Source organism: Arthrobacter sp. E1SS-5 (genome assembly GCF_057073715.1).
Map to the genome: position 1 here is coordinate 2,504,969 of NZ_CP172703.1, position 18,513 is coordinate 2,523,481.

General features: G+C 64.7%; 18 protein-coding genes, 1 tRNA gene and 1 other RNA gene. 7 read left to right on the top strand and 13 right to left on the bottom strand.

The window, feature by feature from the left end; all coding sequences use genetic code 11:
• Nucleotides 1-36: 36 nt before the first annotated feature.
• The 5 genes from ACIGJD_RS11635 to rnpB form a co-directional block, all read right to left on the bottom strand.
• A complete protein-coding gene (locus ACIGJD_RS11635) occupies nucleotides 37-852 on the bottom strand; it encodes an HNH endonuclease family protein (RefSeq protein ID WP_483686331.1) in 816 nt (271 codons plus the stop codon).
• A gap of 126 nt (nucleotides 853-978) precedes the next feature.
• Nucleotides 979-1,188 (bottom strand): hypothetical protein, encoded by a 210-nt coding sequence (locus ACIGJD_RS11640; RefSeq protein ID WP_142133590.1) that lies wholly within the window; start codon nucleotides 1,186-1,188, stop codon nucleotides 979-981.
• Nucleotides 1,189-1,261: 73 nt separating this feature from the next.
• A complete protein-coding gene (locus ACIGJD_RS11645) occupies nucleotides 1,262-2,704 on the bottom strand; it encodes a glyceraldehyde-3-phosphate dehydrogenase (RefSeq protein WP_483686332.1) in 1,443 nt (480 codons plus the stop codon).
• A 302-nt stretch (nucleotides 2,705-3,006) separates the two neighbouring features.
• On the bottom strand, nucleotides 3,007-3,540 hold the full coding sequence (locus tag ACIGJD_RS11650) for a TspO/MBR family protein (RefSeq protein ID WP_483686333.1): 534 nt from the start codon (nucleotides 3,538-3,540) through the stop codon (nucleotides 3,007-3,009).
• 44 nt (nucleotides 3,541-3,584) lie between these two features.
• An RNA gene (gene rnpB / locus ACIGJD_RS11655) (RNase P RNA component class A) lies at nucleotides 3,585-3,971 on the bottom strand.
• A 56-nt stretch (nucleotides 3,972-4,027) separates the two neighbouring features.
• On the opposite strand from rnpB, the gene ACIGJD_RS11660 reads away from it, so the two are divergent.
• A complete protein-coding gene (locus ACIGJD_RS11660) occupies nucleotides 4,028-4,792 on the top strand; it encodes a YaaA family protein (protein ID WP_483686334.1) in 765 nt (254 codons plus the stop codon).
• Nucleotides 4,793-4,831: 39 nt separating this feature from the next.
• Here ACIGJD_RS11660 and ACIGJD_RS11665 read toward each other — a convergent pair whose 3' ends face one another.
• Nucleotides 4,832-5,569 carry a zinc ribbon domain-containing protein gene (locus ACIGJD_RS11665; protein WP_483686335.1) on the bottom strand — a complete coding sequence of 246 codons (738 nt, stop codon included), beginning with the start codon at nucleotides 5,567-5,569 and terminating at the stop codon, nucleotides 4,832-4,834.
• 90 nt (nucleotides 5,570-5,659) lie between these two features.
• Complete coding sequence (locus tag ACIGJD_RS11670; RefSeq protein WP_483686336.1) at nucleotides 5,660-6,583, bottom strand: Nif3-like dinuclear metal center hexameric protein; 924 nt, start codon at nucleotides 6,581-6,583, stop codon at nucleotides 5,660-5,662.
• 101 nt (nucleotides 6,584-6,684) lie between these two features.
• On the opposite strand from ACIGJD_RS11670, the gene msrA reads away from it, so the two are divergent.
• From msrA to epsC, 3 genes are all read left to right on the top strand, one after another.
• Nucleotides 6,685-7,209, top strand: coding sequence for a peptide-methionine (S)-S-oxide reductase MsrA (gene msrA, locus ACIGJD_RS11675; RefSeq protein WP_483686337.1), 525 nt, complete (start codon nucleotides 6,685-6,687; stop codon nucleotides 7,207-7,209).
• Between the two features lie 64 nt (nucleotides 7,210-7,273).
• The gene (gene cysK, locus ACIGJD_RS11680; protein ID WP_142133584.1) at nucleotides 7,274-8,209 is read left to right on the top strand and encodes a cysteine synthase A; all 936 of its coding nucleotides are present in this window, start codon (nucleotides 7,274-7,276) and stop codon (nucleotides 8,207-8,209) included.
• Nucleotides 8,210-8,248: 39 nt separating this feature from the next.
• Nucleotides 8,249-8,833 (top strand): serine O-acetyltransferase EpsC, encoded by a 585-nt coding sequence (gene epsC / locus ACIGJD_RS11685; protein ID WP_188572525.1) that lies wholly within the window; start codon nucleotides 8,249-8,251, stop codon nucleotides 8,831-8,833.
• An 83-nt stretch (nucleotides 8,834-8,916) separates the two neighbouring features.
• On the opposite strand, the gene gndA is transcribed toward epsC, so the two are convergent.
• Nucleotides 8,917-10,353 (bottom strand): NADP-dependent phosphogluconate dehydrogenase, encoded by a 1,437-nt coding sequence (gene gndA, locus ACIGJD_RS11690; protein WP_483686338.1) that lies wholly within the window; start codon nucleotides 10,351-10,353, stop codon nucleotides 8,917-8,919.
• A 245-nt stretch (nucleotides 10,354-10,598) separates the two neighbouring features.
• Between gndA and ACIGJD_RS11695 the strand changes: the two genes are divergently transcribed.
• Nucleotides 10,599-11,324 (top strand): FadR/GntR family transcriptional regulator, encoded by a 726-nt coding sequence (locus ACIGJD_RS11695; RefSeq protein WP_483686339.1) that lies wholly within the window; start codon nucleotides 10,599-10,601, stop codon nucleotides 11,322-11,324.
• A gap of 195 nt (nucleotides 11,325-11,519) precedes the next feature.
• Here the strand turns inward: ACIGJD_RS11695 and ACIGJD_RS11700 are convergent, their stop codons facing one another.
• The 5 genes from ACIGJD_RS11700 to ACIGJD_RS11720 form a co-directional block, all read right to left on the bottom strand.
• Nucleotides 11,520-11,810, bottom strand: a complete 291-nt coding sequence (locus ACIGJD_RS11700) for a hypothetical protein (protein ID WP_483686340.1) — start codon at nucleotides 11,808-11,810, stop codon at nucleotides 11,520-11,522.
• 92 nt (nucleotides 11,811-11,902) lie between these two features.
• Nucleotides 11,903-11,978 (bottom strand) — tRNA-Val (locus ACIGJD_RS11705).
• A gap of 93 nt (nucleotides 11,979-12,071) precedes the next feature.
• Complete coding sequence (locus ACIGJD_RS11710; protein ID WP_483686341.1) at nucleotides 12,072-12,992, bottom strand: NAD-dependent protein deacetylase; 921 nt, start codon at nucleotides 12,990-12,992, stop codon at nucleotides 12,072-12,074.
• Between the two features lie 6 nt (nucleotides 12,993-12,998).
• Nucleotides 12,999-13,493: a peroxiredoxin gene (locus ACIGJD_RS11715; RefSeq protein WP_483686342.1), complete on the bottom strand. Its 495-nt coding sequence runs from the start codon at nucleotides 13,491-13,493 to the stop codon at nucleotides 12,999-13,001.
• Complete coding sequence (locus ACIGJD_RS11720) at nucleotides 13,490-13,909, bottom strand: DUF3052 domain-containing protein (RefSeq protein ID WP_142133578.1); 420 nt, start codon at nucleotides 13,907-13,909, stop codon at nucleotides 13,490-13,492. The genes ACIGJD_RS11715 and ACIGJD_RS11720 overlap by 4 nt, the downstream gene beginning before the upstream one ends.
• Nucleotides 13,910-14,334: 425 nt before the next feature.
• Between ACIGJD_RS11720 and aceE the strand changes: the two genes are divergently transcribed.
• A complete protein-coding gene (gene aceE, locus ACIGJD_RS11725; RefSeq protein WP_483686343.1) occupies nucleotides 14,335-17,076 on the top strand; it encodes a pyruvate dehydrogenase (acetyl-transferring), homodimeric type in 2,742 nt (913 codons plus the stop codon).
• Nucleotides 17,077-17,247: 171 nt separating this feature from the next.
• Complete coding sequence (locus ACIGJD_RS11730) at nucleotides 17,248-18,492, top strand: PucR family transcriptional regulator (protein ID WP_142133576.1); 1,245 nt, start codon at nucleotides 17,248-17,250, stop codon at nucleotides 18,490-18,492.
• The last annotated feature ends 21 nt before the right edge of the window (nucleotides 18,493-18,513 follow it).

Below are 18,513 nucleotides of genomic sequence, written 5' to 3' on the forward strand. Positions count from 1 at the left end.
TACGGAAAGGCCCGCGCCCCCTCGAAAGGGCGTTGCTCAGCGGGCCGTGGCGGGCTGCTGGACCCTGATGGTCTGCTGCTGCGGGCAGGATGCGAGGACCCGTTTCATGGCGTCCTTTTCAGCCGCCGTCACCCAGAGCCCGTAGGCCGCCTTTACCGAGATTTGGCGTGCAACATAATGGCAGCGGATGGCCGTGTTTTTCGGCAGCCAGGTGGCCGCATCCCCCGCGCTTTTTTGCTGGTTGGCAGCGCCGTCGGCGGCAATAAGGTTCAGGGGGTCGTTGGCCAGGCTTTGGCGTTCCTTCGGTCCCAGCCCCTGGGCTCCCTTTTGCCAGGCATCGCCCAGTGCTACCACATGGTCGATTTGGACGGCGCGGCTGCTGTCGGAACCGCGGCGGAAGTCCAGGTCCTGGCCCGTGTAGGGTTCGCGGAAGTGCCCGGCCGTTACCTTGCACGTGGATCCTTCGGTGAAGACCACATCAGCGAGGTCCCTGCGCAGGATGTCATTGCGGGTGTCGCAGCCGTTCCGGTCAACATCGAGCCAGGCCTGGCCGAAAGCCTCCCGGCTGTAATCGGTGTTCGGTGCCCGGCCCTTTACGGCGAGGCCCTCCAGCGCCGAGGCAGCGGTCCCCGGCGGTACGGCATGGGGCTCCTGCACCGGTTTCATCCACGCAGCGTCGAAGACAGGTGCCTCCGTTGGTCCCTGCTGCGCAGGCCCGGCCGCGGCGAACTGGCCGGCGGTGAAGAACCAGAAAAGCGCTGCCAGGATGGCAGCAGCCGCTGTGATGAGCATTGCCCACGCCTGCCGGGAACGGCGGCGAACGCGGCGGTAGGCAGACCAGCTGATGGTCACGGGGTGGACGGCGGAAGGGAATAGTCGGGCACCCCACGAGCCTAGGACGAAGGGCACGTCCGGCCGTTGATATCCACACTGTTGGGGACGAGTGATGGGTCACACGGCCGGGCGGCCAGTCCGTGGTTACTGCTCCCGGGTGACCCTTCGAAGGTCCTCCTCGGCGATGGCCAGCAGTCCCTCCAACTGGCGTACCCGCTCGTCGGAAACATCGCCGGTCTTCTGCCCGGCGCGGGCCCGTTCCAGCAGCCGGACGGCTTCCTTATGGTTGGCCTTGGCTACGTCCAAGGCGTGTTCGAGGGTGGTTTCGTGCTGAAGAGTCGATTCGTTGTCCATGCCACCAGTGTGGTCCCGATTCCCGACTGATTCCAGAGAACCAGCCGGGAATTCGCAGGACGTGACGGACTCGTTAGACAGCGATCGCGGCCAGCGCGGCGGCGCTTTCCTTGGCGGGGAACGACGGCGGGTTGACGCCTGCCATCTCCTCCATGACCCGGACCACCTGGCAGCTGTAGCCGAACTCGTTGTCGTACCAGACGTAGAGGACCAGGTTCTTGTCCGTGGACACGGTGGCCAGGCCGTCCACGATGCCGGCGCGGCGTGAACCGACGAAGTCGGTGGAGACGACCTCGGGCGAGTCGATGTAGTCGATCTGCTTGCGCAGGTCCGAGTGCAGCGACATCTCGCGCAGGTAGTTGTTCACCTCGTCCTTGGTGGTTCCGTTCTCGAGGGTGAGGTTCAGGATGGCCAGTGACACGTCCGGGGTGGGGACACGGATGGAGCTTCCGGTGAGCTTGCCCAGGAGCTCGGGCAGGGCCTTGGCCACAGCCTTGGCGGCGCCGGTTTCGGTGATAACCATGTTCAGCGCTGCGGAACGGCCGCGGCGGTCGCCCTTGTGGAAGTTGTCGATCAGGTTCTGGTCGTTGGTGAAGGAGTGGACGGTCTCCACGTGGCCGTGGACCACGCCGAACTTGTCGTTGATGGCCTTCAGGACCGGGGTAATGGCGTTGGTGGTGCACGAAGCCGCGGAGACGATCTTGTCCGAATCCGTGATGTCCCGGTGGTTGATGCCATGGACGATGTTCTTCAGTTCACCCTTGCCTGGAGCGGTCAGCAGGACCCGGGCAACGCCCTTGCTCTGCAGGTGCTGGCCCAGCCCCTCGGCGTCGCGCCAGCGGCCGGTGTTGTCCACCACCAGGGCGTTGTTGATTCCGTAGGCCGTGTAGTCGATGGTGGCGGGGTCGTTCGAGTAGATGACCTGGATCCGAACGCCGTTGGCCGTGATCGTGTTGGCTTCCTCGTCGATCCGGATGGTGCCCTCGAAGGAGCCGTGGACAGAGTCGCGGCGCAGCAGGCTGGCGCGCTTGGAGAGGTCGTTGTCGGAGCCACGGCGCACCACGATGGCGCGCAGGCGCAGGCCGTGGCCGCCACCAGCCTTTTCGATGAGGAGGCGTGCCAGGAGCCGTCCGATGCGGCCAAAGCCGTAGAGCACAACGTCGGTGCTGGTGCGGTCGTCGCCGCCCCGCTTGCCTACGATCTCGGCCAGTTCGGCCCGCAGGAATTCTTCAAGGGAGGCGCCATTGCCTTCTTCCTTGAACTTCTGGTTCAACCGGGCGATGTCGATCGCGGCGGCGCCCAGCTCAAGCCCGGCCAGGGTGTTCAGCAGCGGTGCGGTCTCCTCCAGGAGCAGCTCGTCCTTGGCCATCCGGCGCGCAAAGCGGTGTGCCTTGAGGATGTTCATGGTGGACTTGTTGATCAGGCTCCGACCGTGGATGCTGGTCACCACGTTGTTTTCACGGTACAGCCTGCCGATGACCGGAATCATGGCCTCGGCAAGGGCCTCCCGGCCCATCCACGTATCAAGACAAGAATCAGACGTCTGGCTCACAGAAATACCTTCCTCGGTTCAGCCGTGTACGTCCTCGTACACGGATGTAGGCCACCTGATGATGTCCAGGGGCACCGGCACCTGCAGGGATTTCCCCCAGGCACCTGGATCGCGTGCAAAGAAAAACCGCCGGCTGCGAACGCAACTTTCGGCGGTAGAACTCCTGCGTCCGGGATCAATTCTAATTTGGCCCGCTCCGGGGAACACGCTTGCACTGCGTGAAATCACTCACACGGCTCCATCGCGCCTGCAGTGCCGGCAGCGGCTCAATTGTGGATAGCCGAGTACAGGTTCAGGCTGGCGGAAAACACCAGCCAGGAAAAGTACGGCAGCACCAGGTAACCGGCGGCGGCGTCCACCGGTCCGAACTTGAGGATGAGGAACCCCAGGGTTGCGGTGAGGGCACAAATGACCACAAAGGCAGACCACAGGGCCACCGCTCCGAGCATTGGGTACAGCGCGAAGAAGGTCACCGGCCACGCGGTGTTGAACAGCAGCTGCGCTGCATATCCAACCAGGGTGCCTCCGGTGAGCCCGCCCTTGCGCCAGACCAGCCAGGCAGCAGCAGCCACGCCGGCATAAAGGACCATCCACGTGGCCCGGAACATCCACGACGGCGGCATCCACGGCGCTTTCAGCGACGTTGCGTACCAGCCGTTGGAGTTGAGGGCGATCGGAACCGAGGCGAGCACCCAGGCCAGGGCGGAAAGGCCAAGGAAACCGGCCAGCGCAATGCCTTGGAAACGGGCGCCGGGAACATCCGCAGCGGATGCGGGGCGGGGTGGGTGAATTACGGGCACGGTTCAGCATCCCCGACGAGTTGTCCGTGGTCAAACACGGTTTGCGGATGGGACAGCCGGTACGCCGGGTTCTGTTCTCCCCTTCCGTTACCGGAAATGGGAGCGACGGCCATCCATCTACGAGTACCGTTGCCGGCACCCTCCAGCGGCCTACCCGGACACTCGGGCGGGCAGCCCTCGAACGTGTCCTGTCTGGCCTTGCTCCGGGTGGGGTTTACCTAGCCTTCCCGGTCACCCGGAAAGCTGGTGGTCTCTTACACCACCGTTTCACCCTTACCTGCCCTTCCGGCCAAAGCCGGAATGCAGGCGGTCTGTTTTCTGTGGCACTGGCCTGCGGGTTACCCCGAGTGGGCGTTACCCACCACCCTGCCCTGTGGAGCCCGGACGTTCCTCGAGCCACTTGCGTGGCGCGCGGCCGTCTGGCTGTCCCATCCGCATCCAGTCTACCGGCGCCGCCGGCCGTCTTCGTCGCCGGTAGGATCGGACGGTGCTGATTCTGCTTCCCCCTTCCGAAGGCAAGACGCCCGCGCTGAGGGGTTCCGCCGTCGACTGGTCCACCCTGGGCTTTCCGGAGCTCAACCCATACCGGGCCAAGGTCCTTGAGGCATTGGGGACGGTCAGCGCGCACCAGGACGCCCTCGCCTTGCTGGGCGTGGGCGCATCGTTGCGTGACGACGTCGAACGCAACACGCGGCTGCACGCCGAACCGGCGGCGCCGGCACACAGCATCTATTCCGGCGTCCTATACGACGCCCTAGGCTACCGGACCCTGACGAAGGCCCAGCGACGCAAGGCCGATGAGTCGGTTCTGGTGATCTCTGCGCTGTGGGGAGCCCTGCGCTTTGGCGACAGCGTTCCCGCGTACCGATTGTCCATGGGAACGGCCTTGCCCGACCTCGGCCGGCTGGCTCCCTTCTGGAAGGGGCAGCTCGGCGATACTTTGGGCGCCGCCGCCCAGGGACACCTGCTGGTGGACTGCCGCTCCAGCACTTATGCCGCCGCGTGGGCTCCCCCGCCGGAACAGACGGTCTCCGTGAACGTCTTCACCGAGACCAGCGGAGTCCGCAAGGTGGTGAGCCACTTCGCCAAGCACACCCGCGGCGAACTAGCGCGGCACCTGCTGGTGCGCCGGGGAAAGACCCCTGCCGCGCCGTCGGACCTGCTCAAAGCTGCCCGCGAAAAGTGGGATGCCGAACTCGTACCGGGCACCGCCCGCAAGCCGCACGCCCTCAACATCATCCTGCCGGGCTGACCTGCCACGCTGTTGTAGCCGGGAAAGGCTACCGCGCGCTCAGGACCACTCGTCGGAGCGGACCAGGATGGCGCCGGAGTCCGGGCAAAAGACGATCTCGTCGGAAGCTGCAGCCTTGATCTCGGCGAGGTCGCCGGGACTGAGCTTCATGCCGGAGGCTTCCGAGGTGCCGTGGAAGAGCCGCGCCGCGCCCACTCCGCGCTTCGCCAGGGTCTTTTCGTAGACCGCCAGCATGGCCGCGTCCAGGCCGCCAGCGAAGTCGGCGCGCTGGGAGCGCAGCCCTGCGGCTTCGGTTTCCACCTCGGTGAGGGCAGCATCCAGTTCAGCGCGGATGGTGCCAAAGGAGCCTTGAATGTCATCGACGATCTGTTGCTGGGCCGTCTGGCGCTCCCGCAGCGATTCGAGCCGCTCCATGACTTCCAGCTCCGCGTCCTCAAGGTCCGAGCGCCGCTTGTTCAAGGATGCGATGTCCTTTTGCAGGGCCACCAGGTCCTTCGAAAGGCCGGTGCCGCTGTTGAGCCTGGCCTCGTCGCGTTCGATCCGCGAGGCAACCTGTTCCACGTCGGCCTCCGCCCGTTTCAGCTCGGCCTCCGCGTCGTGCACGGCTACTTTGGCCGCGCCCAGTTCACCGTTCGCTACGGACAGCGCGGCTTCAAGGTCTTTGATGCGGGGATCGTTTTCCAGTGTCCGGCGGCGGTTGGCGAGGCCCTTCAGCCGGGCGTCGAGCCCCTGCAGTTCGAGCAACTTCAACTGTTCCGCCGGTGCTGCCTTGGCCACTGTTACCTCCGCTGGATTCCTTCCGGCCTGGACCGGGCGCCGAACCGGCGCTTCCTAGACTCTAGCGCCTGGCGGGCTCCTACGGCTTGCTTAGCCAGGGGTCAGGATGAAGTCCCAGGGATCGGTGTTGGTGGTGCTGACGCGGATCTCCACATCATGGCCCTGGTCAGCCAGGACGTTGCCCAAAGCTGCCGCCGCGGCAGGCAGCCAGAGCCACTCGCTGGCGAAATGCGAGACATCCACCAGGTAGGGCCGCCCGTTGAGGGCAGCCTCGCGCGCCTCGGACGCGGGGTGGTGGCGAAGGTCCGCGGTGACGTAGACGTCGGCGTTGCTGGCCCGCACTTCGGAAAACAGCGAGTCCCCGGCGCCGCCGCACACCGCGATGCGCCGCACCAGCCCGTCCTTGTCTCCTGAGACACGCACTCCCCCTGCCACGGACGGAAGAATCCCGTAAACGCGTGCCGCGAAGTCACCCAGGCTCATGGCTTCGGCGAGGTCGCCCACCCGGCCAATGCCTTCCTCCGGCAGTCCGTTGGCGGCAGTGGTGAGCGGGGCTGCGTCCTGGAGCCCCAGGGCGTCGGCCAGGACGTCGGAAACACCTCCGACGGCGGAGTCCCCGTTGGTGTGCACGGTCAGCAGTGCCGTCCCCGACTCGATGAGCCGGTGGACGGCCCGGCCCTTGGCGGACGTGGCGGCCACCGACGTGACGCCCTTGAGCAACAGCGGGTGGTGCGTGATGAGCAGCTCGGCTCCCCACTCAACGGCTTCCTCGATGACTTCCAGCGTGGGATCCACTGCGAACATCACCTTGGACACGGCCGCAGACGGGTGGCCTGCCACCAGTCCCACCTCGTCCCAGCCTTCCGCCAGCGACTCCGGCCACAGTTCCTCCACTGCCAGGAGCAGCTCAGCCAGGGTGGGAGCGTCGGCGGAACCGGCCGGAGCCGGCGTGTCGGCGGAGGGTTCGCCGTCGTGATCTGCCTTGCCGGTAGCGTCGGTGTCCACAGGTTCCATAGTCTTAGTTTTACCCCATCGGCTTCAGACCGCCGCAGTTTGTGCCGTGCGCGCCAAGGGCCGCGGGGAATGATCCGGCGCCGCCAACCATTGAAGAGGTCATGAAAACTTTTGTTCTGGGCGGAGGGTGCTTCTGGTGCCTTGACGCCGTCTACCAGAAGACCAGGGGCGTGACCTCGGTGGTATCGGGCTACACCGGCGGCCATGATCCCGAGCCCGACTATTACTCGGTCTGCAGCGGAACGACCGGGCACGCCGAGGTTGTGGCGGTGACCTTCGATGAGGAGGTCATCCCGGCCGAAGTCGTGCTCGATATGTTCTTCGCCCTGCACGACCCCACCACCCTGAACCGCCAGGGTTACGACGTGGGTACCCAGTACCGTTCCTCCATGTTTTACGAAACCGACGAGGAGAAGGTCCTGTTCGAGGAAGCGATCGAACGCAACCAGGCCCTGTGGCCGCACCCGATCGTCACCGAGGTCAGCCGCCTGCCCCGGTTCCATGTTGCGGAGGAATTCCACCAGAACTACTACGCCAAACACCCCGAGCAGGGGTACTGCCAGGTGATCATCAACCCTAAGCTGGCCAAGGCGCGGAAATATTACTCTGCATGGCTTAACGCTTAGCCACCGTTTCACGGCCTCGTTAGGCTGACCTCAGTATTCACCCCTTAGAGATAGGCGTATGTACATGGCACGGATCTATGACGATGTGACGCAACTGGTCGGCGGGACCCCGCTGGTCCGGTTGAACCGGCTCAGCGAGGGGCTGGACGCCACCGTTGCCGTGAAGCTGGAGTTCTACAACCCGGCCAACAGCGTCAAGGACCGCATCGGCGTTGCCATCATCGACGCCGCTGAAAAGTCGGGCGCCCTGAAGCCCGGCGGCACCATCGTCGAAGGCACGTCCGGAAACACCGGAATCGCCCTTGCCATGGTGGGTGCTGCCCGCGGCTACAAGGTCATCCTGACCATGCCCGAGACCATGTCCACGGAACGCCGGGTCATGCTGCGCGCCTTCGGTGCCGAAATCGTCCTTACCCCGGGATCCGAGGGTATGCGCGGTGCCGTCGAAAAGGCCCAGGAGATCGTGGCCAACACCGAAAACTCCATCTGGGCGCAGCAGTTCGCCAACGAAGCCAACCCGGAGATCCACCGCAAGACCACCGCTGAGGAGGTCTGGGCCGATACCGACGGCGCCGTGGACATCTTCGTTGCCGGCATCGGCACCGGCGGAACCATCACGGGCGTGGGCCAGGTCCTGAAGGAGCGCAAGCCCGGCGTGCAGATTGTGGCCGTGGAACCGAAGGACTCCGCCATCCTTAATGGGGGCGCCCCCGGCCCGCACAAGATCCAGGGCCTGGGCGCCAACTTCATCCCGGAACTGCTGGACACCAGCGTCTACGACGAGGTCCTGGACGCCACTCTGGAGGATTCTGTCCGCGTGGCCCGTGACCTGGGCGTCAAGGAGGGCATCCTGGGAGGTATCTCCTCCGGCGCCATCGTCTGGGGCGCCCTGGAACTGGCCAAGCGCCCCGAAAACGCAGGCAAGCTGATCGTGGCTGTGGTGTGCGACTTCGGTGAGCGTTACATCTCCACCGTGCTCTATGACGACATCCGCGGCTGATCAGTCCGCTGTCCGCCCGTTTCCTGTAGAAAGAACTTTGTGGGCTTTTTCGCAAGACTGAAGGAAGACCTCGACGCCGCCCGGTCCCATGACCCGGCGGCTCGAGGTTCTTTTGAGAACTTTTTCGCCTATTCCGGCCTGCACGCCATCTGGATCCACCGGCTGACCCACCGCATGTGGCAGAACCCGGCCCTGCGTTTCCCGGCACGGCTCCTGTCCCAGCTGGGGCGCTCCTGGACCGGTATCGAAATCCATCCTGGCGCCACGATCGGCCGGCGGTTCTTTATTGACCACGGCATGGGCGTGGTGATCGGCGAGACTGCCGAGATCGGCGAGGACGTGATGATCTACCACGGAGTGACGCTCGGCGGCCGCTCCCTGGCCAGGATCAAGCGGCACCCCACGATCGGCGACCGGGTCACCATCGGCGCGGGAGCAAAGGTCCTGGGTCCAATCACCATCGGCCGCGACAGTGCCGTGGGCGCCAACGCAGTGGTGGTCAAGGACGCGCCGCCGGAGTCGATTGTGACTGGTGTCCCCGCTAAATGGCGGCACCGCGATGCGCAGCGGGAAACCAAACCCGCAGTGGATCCTGCCGAGTACGACATCGAATACCGGATTTAACCCGTTTCCGAGCACTGACAAAGGCGGGCAGTTCCACCGGGAAACCGGGGAACTGCCCGCCTTTTGCTTTACGGCAGCAGCTCCTAGTGCGTGTCCACCGCTTCAACCTCGGACTTGTCCTCGCCCCACAGGGTGTGGAAGGTACCTTCGGTGTCGATGCGTCCGTACGTGTGTGCACCGAAGAGGTCGCGCTGGCCCTGGATCAGGGCGGCGGCTACGCGCTTGCGGCGCAGGCCGTCGTAGTAGGCCAGCGATGAGGAGAACACCGGGACCGGGATGCCGAGTTGGACGGCCGTGGCGACGACGCGGCGCCAGGCCGGCAGGGCGTCGGCGATGGCCTTGGTGAACGCCGGGGCGAACAGCAGGTTTGCAGGCTTCTCGTCAGCCGCGTAGGCCTTGGTGATGTCCTTGAGGAGCTCGGCGCGGATGATGCAGCCGGCGCGCCACAGGGAGGCGATTTCGTCCAGCTTCAGGTCCCAGCCGTATTCCTTGGCGGCGGAAGTCAGCATGTCCAGGCCCTGGGCGTAGGAGACCAGCTTGGAGGCGTAGAGGGCCTGGCGGACGTCCTCGACGAACGTCTCCGGGATCTCGACGGTGGCCTCATTGCCGGCCAGGAGTTCCTGGCCCAGCTTGCGCTGTGCGGCCTGGGAGGAGAGGGCGCGGGCAAAAACGGATTCGGCGATGCCGGAAACCGGCGAGCCAAGTTCCAGCGCGGAGATAACGGTCCAGCGGCCGGTGCCCTTCTGGCCGGCGGCATCAACGACGACGTCGACGAACGGCTTTCCGGTCTTGGCATCTACGTGGCCCAGGACCTCGGCGGAGATTTCGATCAGGAAGGAGGACAGCTCCCCCTTGTTCCAGTCGGAGAAGATCTTTGCCTGCTGGGCAGGCTCGATGCCTGCGCCGGAGCGGAGCAGGTCGAAGGCTTCGCCGATGACCTGCATGTCGGCGTATTCGATGCCGTTGTGGACCATTTTGACGAAGTGTCCCGCACCGTCGGTACCGATCCACGCGCAGCAGGGCTCGCCGTCGACCTTGGCGGAGATCTTTTCCAGCAGCGGGCCGAGTGCCTTGTAGGACTCCTTGGAGCCGCCGGGCATGATGGACGGGCCGTTCAGTGCGCCCTCCTCGCCGCCGGAGACACCGACGCCCACGAAGTGCAGGTCCTTCTTGGCCAGCGCCGCTTCCCGGCGGCGGGTGTCCTCGTAGTGGGAGTTGCCGGCATCGATGATGATGTCGCCCGGCTCCAGCAGCGGCTCCAGCTGCTCGATGACAGAGTCCACGGGCTTGCCGGCCTTTACCATGATGAGCACGCGGCGCGGCTTCTCCAGGGAGTCAACCAGTTCCTGCAGGGTCTCGGTCCGGATGAAGTCACCCTCCGAACCGTGCTTTTCCAGCAGCGCGTCCGTCTTCTCCACCGACCTGTTGTGCAGGGCAACCGTGAACCCGTTGCGGGCCAGGTTGCGGGCCAGGTTGGCGCCCATGACGGCGAGGCCGGTGACACCGATGTGTGCAGACATCAATAACTCCAATTCATTGTTCGCCTCCGGCTGCAGGCTTCCATGGCGGAAAGTCACCGGGGCTAATCAGGGGGTCGGAATAAAGCATATATATTCTGGCGGTGACGCGAAAGTAACGTCCGCGCCGTGGAACCCTATTTGTGTCGGTGCCAGTCTAGGACTACCGCCCTGGTCTCTGCCGCTGAGGTCCGGCGGCGCACTTCCCGCTGGCAGACACGGAGTTTCCAACAACTAGGCTTATCAGCATGACCAGCAGCCTCCACCACCGTGCCATCGAAAACCTTGGCACCCGGATTATCTCTGGGGAGCTGCCCGCCGGCCACGTCATGCTCGCCGAGCAACTTGAGGATGAACTGAAAGTTTCCCGTTCCGTAATCCGGGAAGCAGTCAGGGTCCTGCAGTCGCTGGGGCTGGTGGAAACAACCAAGCGGGTGGGCATCCGGGTGTTGCCGTCAAGCCGCTGGAATCCCTTCGACCCGCAGGTAATCCGGTGGCGGTTGGCCAGCGACGCCCGCGGCGCACAGCTGCGTTCCCTTGCCGAACTGCGGGCCGCGGTGGAACCGGCGGCCGCAGAACTGGCAGCACAAAACGCCCCGGCGCCGTTGCGGATGGAGCTCGTGGATGTTGCCCACGCGATGCGGGAAGCCGGGAACAACGGGGAGGTTGCCCGCTTCCTGGAACTGGACATCCGGTTCCACTCGCTGCTGCTTTCGGGTTCGGGCAACGAGATGTTCGCCAACCTTATGGGCCAGGTGGCCGAAACGTTGACAGGCCGTACTGTCCACGGCCTGATGCCGGACCACCCGCACCAGGCCGCGCTGCAGTGGCATGAGGACGTGGCGGACGCGATTGCCAGGGGCGACGCCGCATCTGCCCGGGAAGCGTCCGATCGGATCATGCGCCGCACCATGTCCCAGATGGCCGATACCTGGACGCAACAGCCACGGGTGTTCATCCCCGTCCGACAATAAAGCGGCGCCCTCTGCCGTGGGCAAAGTTCCGCTTCCCTGCCCCAAAGGCCCCGGCTGGCGTCATGAAAGGCGGGCAGCTTTTTGTTTCCGGCAGTTCACGGTATATTCATTCCAGGCCCTCCCCCGCGGCATCCCCCAATAGTCGCGGTGGAGGGTTTTCCAATGCCCGGAACCAGCCCGAATGCCGGCGGGCCCTCAGGCTGCCCCTGCTGCGGATTCCCTCAGCCGCCACCCGCCGCCCACGCCGTCGCGCTGCAGGTACATGGTGGCCAGGGCTGACCTGCTGTTGTTTCCCAGCCTGACCTGCAGCTGCAGGACCTCGACGTCCACGCTGCCGCTGCCCTTTGGCATGCGGCGGCTGGTTTCCCACCAGTTGACTCGCTCGAACCATCTGACCGGCTCGGCACCCACGGCCCATTCCCTGCCCCTGCTCAGCACCGCCGTCGGCATTCCGTCGCTGTCTGTGTGCACTATGACGTGTTCCATTGCTGCAACCTATGGCAAGGGTCAGACAATGGCCCCAGGACGAATGAAAAAACCCCGCTGCCTCCGCCAAGGGCGGGGCAACGGGGTTTGGCTGGTGGGTCCTACCGGGATCGAACCGATGACATCCACGGTGTAAACGTGGCGCTCTACCAGCTGAGCTAAAGACCCAAAACGCGTTGATTCCGGCCGTTCCGCCGCAACCAACGAACATAGACTCTACCGGACTGGAGGCAGGAAACGCGAATCGGGACGGAACCGCGCCTAGAGGGAGGGAAGTTCAGCCGCAAGGTACTGCAGTGCCTGGCTGACCCCCGCCTCGAGCTTGATGGTTGCCCTGTCGTCACCCCGGGTGGCACCCCGGTTAATGATGACCACTGGCTTGTCCTCCTTGGCGGCGTGCCTGACAAACCGCAGGCCGCTCATGACCGTCAGGGACGAACCGGCAACCAGCAGGGCAGCAGCCTGGTCCACCATGGCGTATGAGCGTTCAACCCGGTCCTTTGGGACGTTTTCACCGAAGTAGACGAAGTCGGGCTTCAACGTTCCGCCGCAGGCTGGACAGACCGCCACCACAAAGCTGTCAATGAGGGCTTGGTCTTCCACGGTGGCGTCGGCGTCCGGCGCCATTTCCACCAGGCCGGTTGCTGCAGCCCGCTCCAGGAAATCTGGGTTGAGTTCTTCGAAAACACCGGCAAGGAGCCGCCGCGAGTAGGTACGCCCGCAGTCAAGGCAGATTACCTGGTCATACCTGCCATGGAGATCAACGACGTTGGAGCTGCCTGCGTCCTGGTGCAGCCGGTCAACGTTCTGTGTGATCAGTCCGGTGAGGTAGCCGCGCCGTTCCAGTTCCGCGGCGGAGTAGTGGCCCTGGTTGGGGTCAGCGTGCCGCATATGCGACCAGCCGATGTGGTTCCTGGCCCAGTAACGCCGCCGGTTGTCTGCGTGGCGGACGAATTCCTGGTAAGTCATGGGCGACCGGGGCGGCGAATCCGGGCCGCGGTAATCCGGGATGCCTGAATCGGTACTGAGCCCGGCACCCGTCAGCAGCGCGAACGGGGCGCCGGCGAGCAGGTCACGGACCCGGACCAGCACCTCCAGTTCCTCCCCTGATGGCGGTGCAGGGGGCACCGGCGGCATGCTGGCAAAGCCGGTAAGACCTGTCCCCCGCCGCTGCCCAGGCATGGCGGCTCAGGCCTGCTTCAGGTCCGCCAAGGCGCTGCGGTACTCATTAAAGTCGCGCGCCTGGCCGCGCGGATTCACCACGCTGTAGCGGACCTTGCCTTCGGAGTCGATGATGAAGGTGGCCCGTTTGGCCATACCACTGCCGGCGTCGAACACTCCGTATGCTGCGGCAACCGCGCCATGCGGCCAAAAGTCGGCGAGGAGGTCGAAGTTGTAGCCTTCCTGCGCGGCGTATGCGCGGAGGCTGTACTTACTGTCTACGGACACTGCCAGGACCACTGCGTTCGAGTCCTCGAACATGCGCAGGTTGTCCCGTATTTCGCACAGCTCTCCAGTGCAGATGCCGGAGAAGGCAAAGGGATAGAAAACGAGCGCTACGTTTTGCCCGCGGAAAGATGACAACCGAACAGGCTCGCCATACTGGTTGGCGAGCTCAAAGTCAGGCGCTGCTGCTCCCAGGGCAGGGACAGCTGCAGAAGCGGCCTCAACCGCTGCCGTCATTTGTTCTTCCTGCTGACCAGGCGGGTAGCGCTCCAGTCCTTGGAAACTCCGGCGGAGGTGGTGACATGCAGGCCGGCGGTTGGTGCGGCTTCCTGGATGTCTGCAGGTGAGACGTATCCGTCCCTGCCGGATTTGGGGGTAAGGACCCAGACAACGCCGTTTTCGCTCAGTGTGGTGAGGGAATCCACCAGGCTGTCCACCAGGTCGCCATCGCCGTCGCGCCACCAGAGGATAACGGCATCAGCCACTTCGTGGTCGTCCTCGTCCAGCATCTCGGAACCGGTGAGGTCCTCAATGTCGTCACGCAAGTCGAAATCGACATCGTCGTCGTAACCGAACTCCTGAATCAGATCCCCGTTTTTGAAACCCAATTTTTCCGCCACATTTACCGAAGTGGCGGCGTCGGCCTCGCTCACGTGTTCCTCCAATACCTCATATATGCGGTCTGCATAGTGATTTCCATTACTCCCAGCCAACACCCTTTGCGTCTGTGCTTCAAGCTGCCGCCCCCGGGATTGCGCATATTTTGCGTCACACCCCGGGGCGACAACCCCGTCGCAGGGGCTTTTTGCCACACAAACAGTATGACGAACGAAATACAACTGGAGCACCGGGCCGCAGCTACGCATCGGCTTGCCGTCAGGGCTAGAGTGGCTGATGACAACTATGCCTGCGGGACGACAACCGTGTGACTCCGTGCAGACATAGGAGCGCTAGGAAGCTGCCCGGCACACATGACCGGGCTGTTGTAACCGATACGTCGCACACGGCGTATATACGCCGGGCAGTCACCCTGCCTGGCCTGAGTGCGCCGATTCATGCGCGCAAAGAGAGGTTGGACGTGGCTGCAGGAGAAGATACCTCCCATATCCTCAGCGGGTTGACTAACCAGCTGCCTGATCGTGATCCGGAAGAGACTGCCGAGTGGGTTGAGTCCCTGGATGCGTTGATCAGGGAACAGGGCACCGAGCGTGCCCAATACATCATGCGGAGCCTGCTGCAGCGCGCTGGCGCGCAGAGCGTGGGTGTGCCGATGGTGACCACCACCGATTACGTGAACACCATCCCGGTGGACCAGGAAGCCGAGTTCCCGGGCAACGAGGAATACGAGCGCCGCTACCGGGCGTACATGCGGTGGAACGCCGCGGTCATGGTGCACCGGGCGCAGCGGCCCGATATCGGCGTCGGCGGGCACATCTCCACCTACGCCGGTGCCGCGACCCTGTACGAGGTCGGGTTCAACCACTTCTTCCGCGGCAAGGACCACCCCGGCGGCGGGGACCAGGTCTTCTTCCAGGGCCACGCCTCCCCCGGCATGTACGCCCGGGCCTTCATGGAAGGCCGCCTGTCCGAGGAGGACCTGGACGGGTTCCGGCAGGAAAAGTCCCGTGAAGGCCACGCCCTGTCCTCCTACCCGCACCCCAGGTTGATGCCGCACTTCTGGGAATTCCCCACCGTGTCCATGGGCATCGGGCCGATGAACGCGATCTACCAGGCCCAGAACAACCGCTACCTGCACAACCGCGGCCTGAAAGACACCTCCGACCAGCAGGTCTGGGCGTTCCTGGGCGACGGGGAAATGGACGAACCCGAATCCCGCGGCCTGCTCCAGCTCGCCGCGAACGAGAACCTGGACAACCTGAACTTCGTGATCAACTGCAACCTCCAGCGCCTGGACGGTCCGGTGCGGGGCAACGGCAAGATCATGCAGGAACTCGAAGCGTTCTTCCGCGGCGCGGGCTGGAACGTGATCAAGGTCGTCTGGGGCCGGGAGTGGGATGACCTGCTCACCCGCGACACCGACGGGTCCCTCGTGAAAATCATGAACGAAACCGTCGATGGGGACTACCAGACCTACAAGGCAGAATCCGGCGGGTTCGTCCGCGAACACTTCTTCGGCAAGACCCCGCAGACCAAAGACCTCGTCGCGGACCTGACCGATGACCAGATCTGGAACCTCAAGCGCGGCGGCCACGACTACCGCAAGGTCTACGCCGCCTACAAAGCAGCCACCGAATTCAAGGGCAAACCCACCGTCATCCTCGCCCACACCGTCAAGGGCTACGGCCTCGGCCCCCACTTCGAAGGCCGCAACGCCACCCACCAGATGAAAAAACTCACTCTGGATGACCTGAAGAAGTTCCGCGACCACCTCCGGATCCCCGTCACCGACGAGCAGCTGGAAAAGGACTCGTACCGGCCGCCGTACTACCACCCCGGTAACGACGCCCCCGAAATCAAGTACATGATGGAGCGCCGCGCCGCGCTGGGCGGATCAGTCCCGGAGCGCCGCAACACCCACGCCGAGATCGTGCTGCCCGAGGCGAAGTCCTACGAGGTTGCCAAGCGCGGTTCCGGCAAGCAGATGGCCGCCACCACCATGGCGTTCGTCCGCCTGCTCAAGGACCTGATGCGGGACAAGAACTTCGGCAAGCACATCGCCCCGATCATCCCCGACGAAGCCCGCACCTTCGGCATGGACGCGTTCTTCCCCACCGCGAAGATCTACAACCCCAAGGGCCAGAACTACCTGTCGGTGGACCGTGACCTGGTCCTGGCGTACAAGGAGTCCCCCGCGGGCCAGCTGATCCACCCCGGCATCAACGAAGCCGGCGCCGTGGCAGCATTCACCGCCGCCGGAACCTCCTACGCCACCCACGGCATCCCCCTGGTCCCGGTCTACGTGTTCTACTCCATGTTCGGCTTCCAGCGCACCGGAGACGCCTTCTGGGCAGCCGCGGACCAAATGACCCGCGGCTTCATCATCGGCGCCACCGCAGGACGGACCACCCTCACCGGCGAAGGCCTCCAGCACGCCGACGGCCACTCCCCCCTGCTGGCCTCCACCAACCCCGCCGTGCTCACCTACGACCCCGCCTACGGCTACGAAATCGGACACATCGTCCGCGCCGGCCTGGAACGGATGTACGGGGAGAACTCGACGGACAAAAACGTCATGTACTACCTCACCGTGTACAACGAACCCATCATCCAGCCCGCAGAACCGGAGAACCTCGACGTCGAAGGCGTCATCAAGGGCATCTACCTGCTCGCCCCGGCAAAGATCGACGGGCCCCGAACCCAGATCCTCGCCTCCGGCGTCTCCGTCCCCTGGGCCCTCGAAGCCCAGCGCGTGCTGGCCGATGACTGGAACGTCTCCGCCGACGTCTGGTCCGTGACCTCCTGGAACGAACTGCGCCGCGACGGCCTCGCCGCCGAAGAGGAAGCCTTCCTCAACCCCGGCCAACCCGCACGCGTCCCCTTCGTCACCCAGCAACTCGAAGGAGCCACCGGCCCCATCGTCGCCGTATCCGACTACATGAAGGCCGTCCCGGACCAAATCCGGCAATTCGTCCCCAACGAATACGCCACCCTCGGCGCCGACGGCTTCGGCTTCTCCGACACCCGCGCAGCAGCCCGCCGCTACTTCAAAAACGACACCCACTCCGTCGTAGTGCGTGCCCTTGAAATGCTGGCGCGCCGCGGCGAGGTGGATGTCGACGCACCGGTGAAGGCGATCGAGAAGTACAAGCTGCTCAACGTCAACGCCGGCACCACCGGCAACGCCGGAGGCGAAGCCTAGCCTTCCGGCCGGACAGCGGAACCGGCAGTAAACGACGGCGGTCCTCACCCCAGAAGGTGAGGGCCGCCGTCGTTCGTTTCAAAAGCAGCTGGAACGCTGTGACCCAGCGCAAAGCGGATTGTAGCCTTCGCACAAATGGAGCTTGCGCGGCGGTGGCCGTATGCTCAAAGAATGCCAGCACCAGCAAGCCCGTCTTCGAAGCGGAAACCGCCCGCGCCGAAGGTCACCCCGGAGAAGTCCGAGACCCTCAAGCAGCTCCGGGCCAACGTGGGACAACTCTCCACCACCACCATGCGCAAGCTTGAACAGTCGCTGCCGTGGTACAGCAGGCTCAGCGCTGACGAGCGGTCGGCACTGGGCATGGTGGCGCAGAACGGAATCGCTGCCTTCGTCACCTGGTATGAGCGGCCCAGCTCGCCGTCATGGATCCTCACCGACGTCTTCGGGACCGCCCCCACTGAGCTGACCCGTTCCATCAGCCTCCAGAAGGCACTGCAGCTGATCAGGATCGTGGTGGAAGTGGTGGAGGACCAGGTTCCGGTCATCGCACCGGAGGCAGACCAACCCTCTCTTCGCGAGGCCGTCCTGCGCTACTCCCGCGAAGTCGCCTTTGCCGCCGCGGATGTTTACGCACGGGCTGCCGAATCCCGCGGATCCTGGGATACGCGCCTGGAAGCCCTGATCGTGGACGCAATCCTGCGCGGCGAAAACACCGACGCCCTGCGCTCCCGCATCGCTGCCCTTGGCTGGAAGGCGCAGGAACGTTTCACGGTCATGGTGGGCAATTCACCGTCCGAACCCAGCGCCAGCTACGTCAGCGAACTGCGCCGAATGGCCGGACGATACGCCGAGGATGCACTGGTGGGGATCCAGGGCGACCGGCTGATCCTCATCCTCGGCGGGGTTCAGGACCGCGAAACCGCCTACGTGAAACTGAGCGACATGTTCGCCCCCGGCCCCGTGGTCTATGGCCCGGAGGCCAGCTCGCTCCTGGAGGCCAGCGGGTCCGCCCAATCTGCGTTTGCCGGGCTGACCGCAGCCCGGGCCTGGCCCTCCGCACCCCGCCCGGTGGCCGCCGATGACCTGCTGCCGGAGCGGGTTATTTCCGGAGACGACGCTGCCCGCCGCTCCCTGGTGAAGAACATCTACCGGCCGCTGCTGGCAGCCTCCAACGGCCTGGTGGAAACGCTGGGAACGTACCTGGAGCTCGGGCATTCCCTGGAGGCCACGGCGCGGGAACTCTTCGTGCACGCCAACACCGTCCGGTACCGCCTGAAGCGGGTCTGCGACGTCACCGGCTGGGACCCGCTGCTGCCGCGGGAGGCGTTCGTGCTCCAGGCGGCACTGGTGGTGGGCCGTCTTTCAGCCCCGCCCAAGGCCGCCACGGAGCGCCAGGCTTCCCGGAACCAGGCCTGAGGCATTGTAGACTTCCTACAA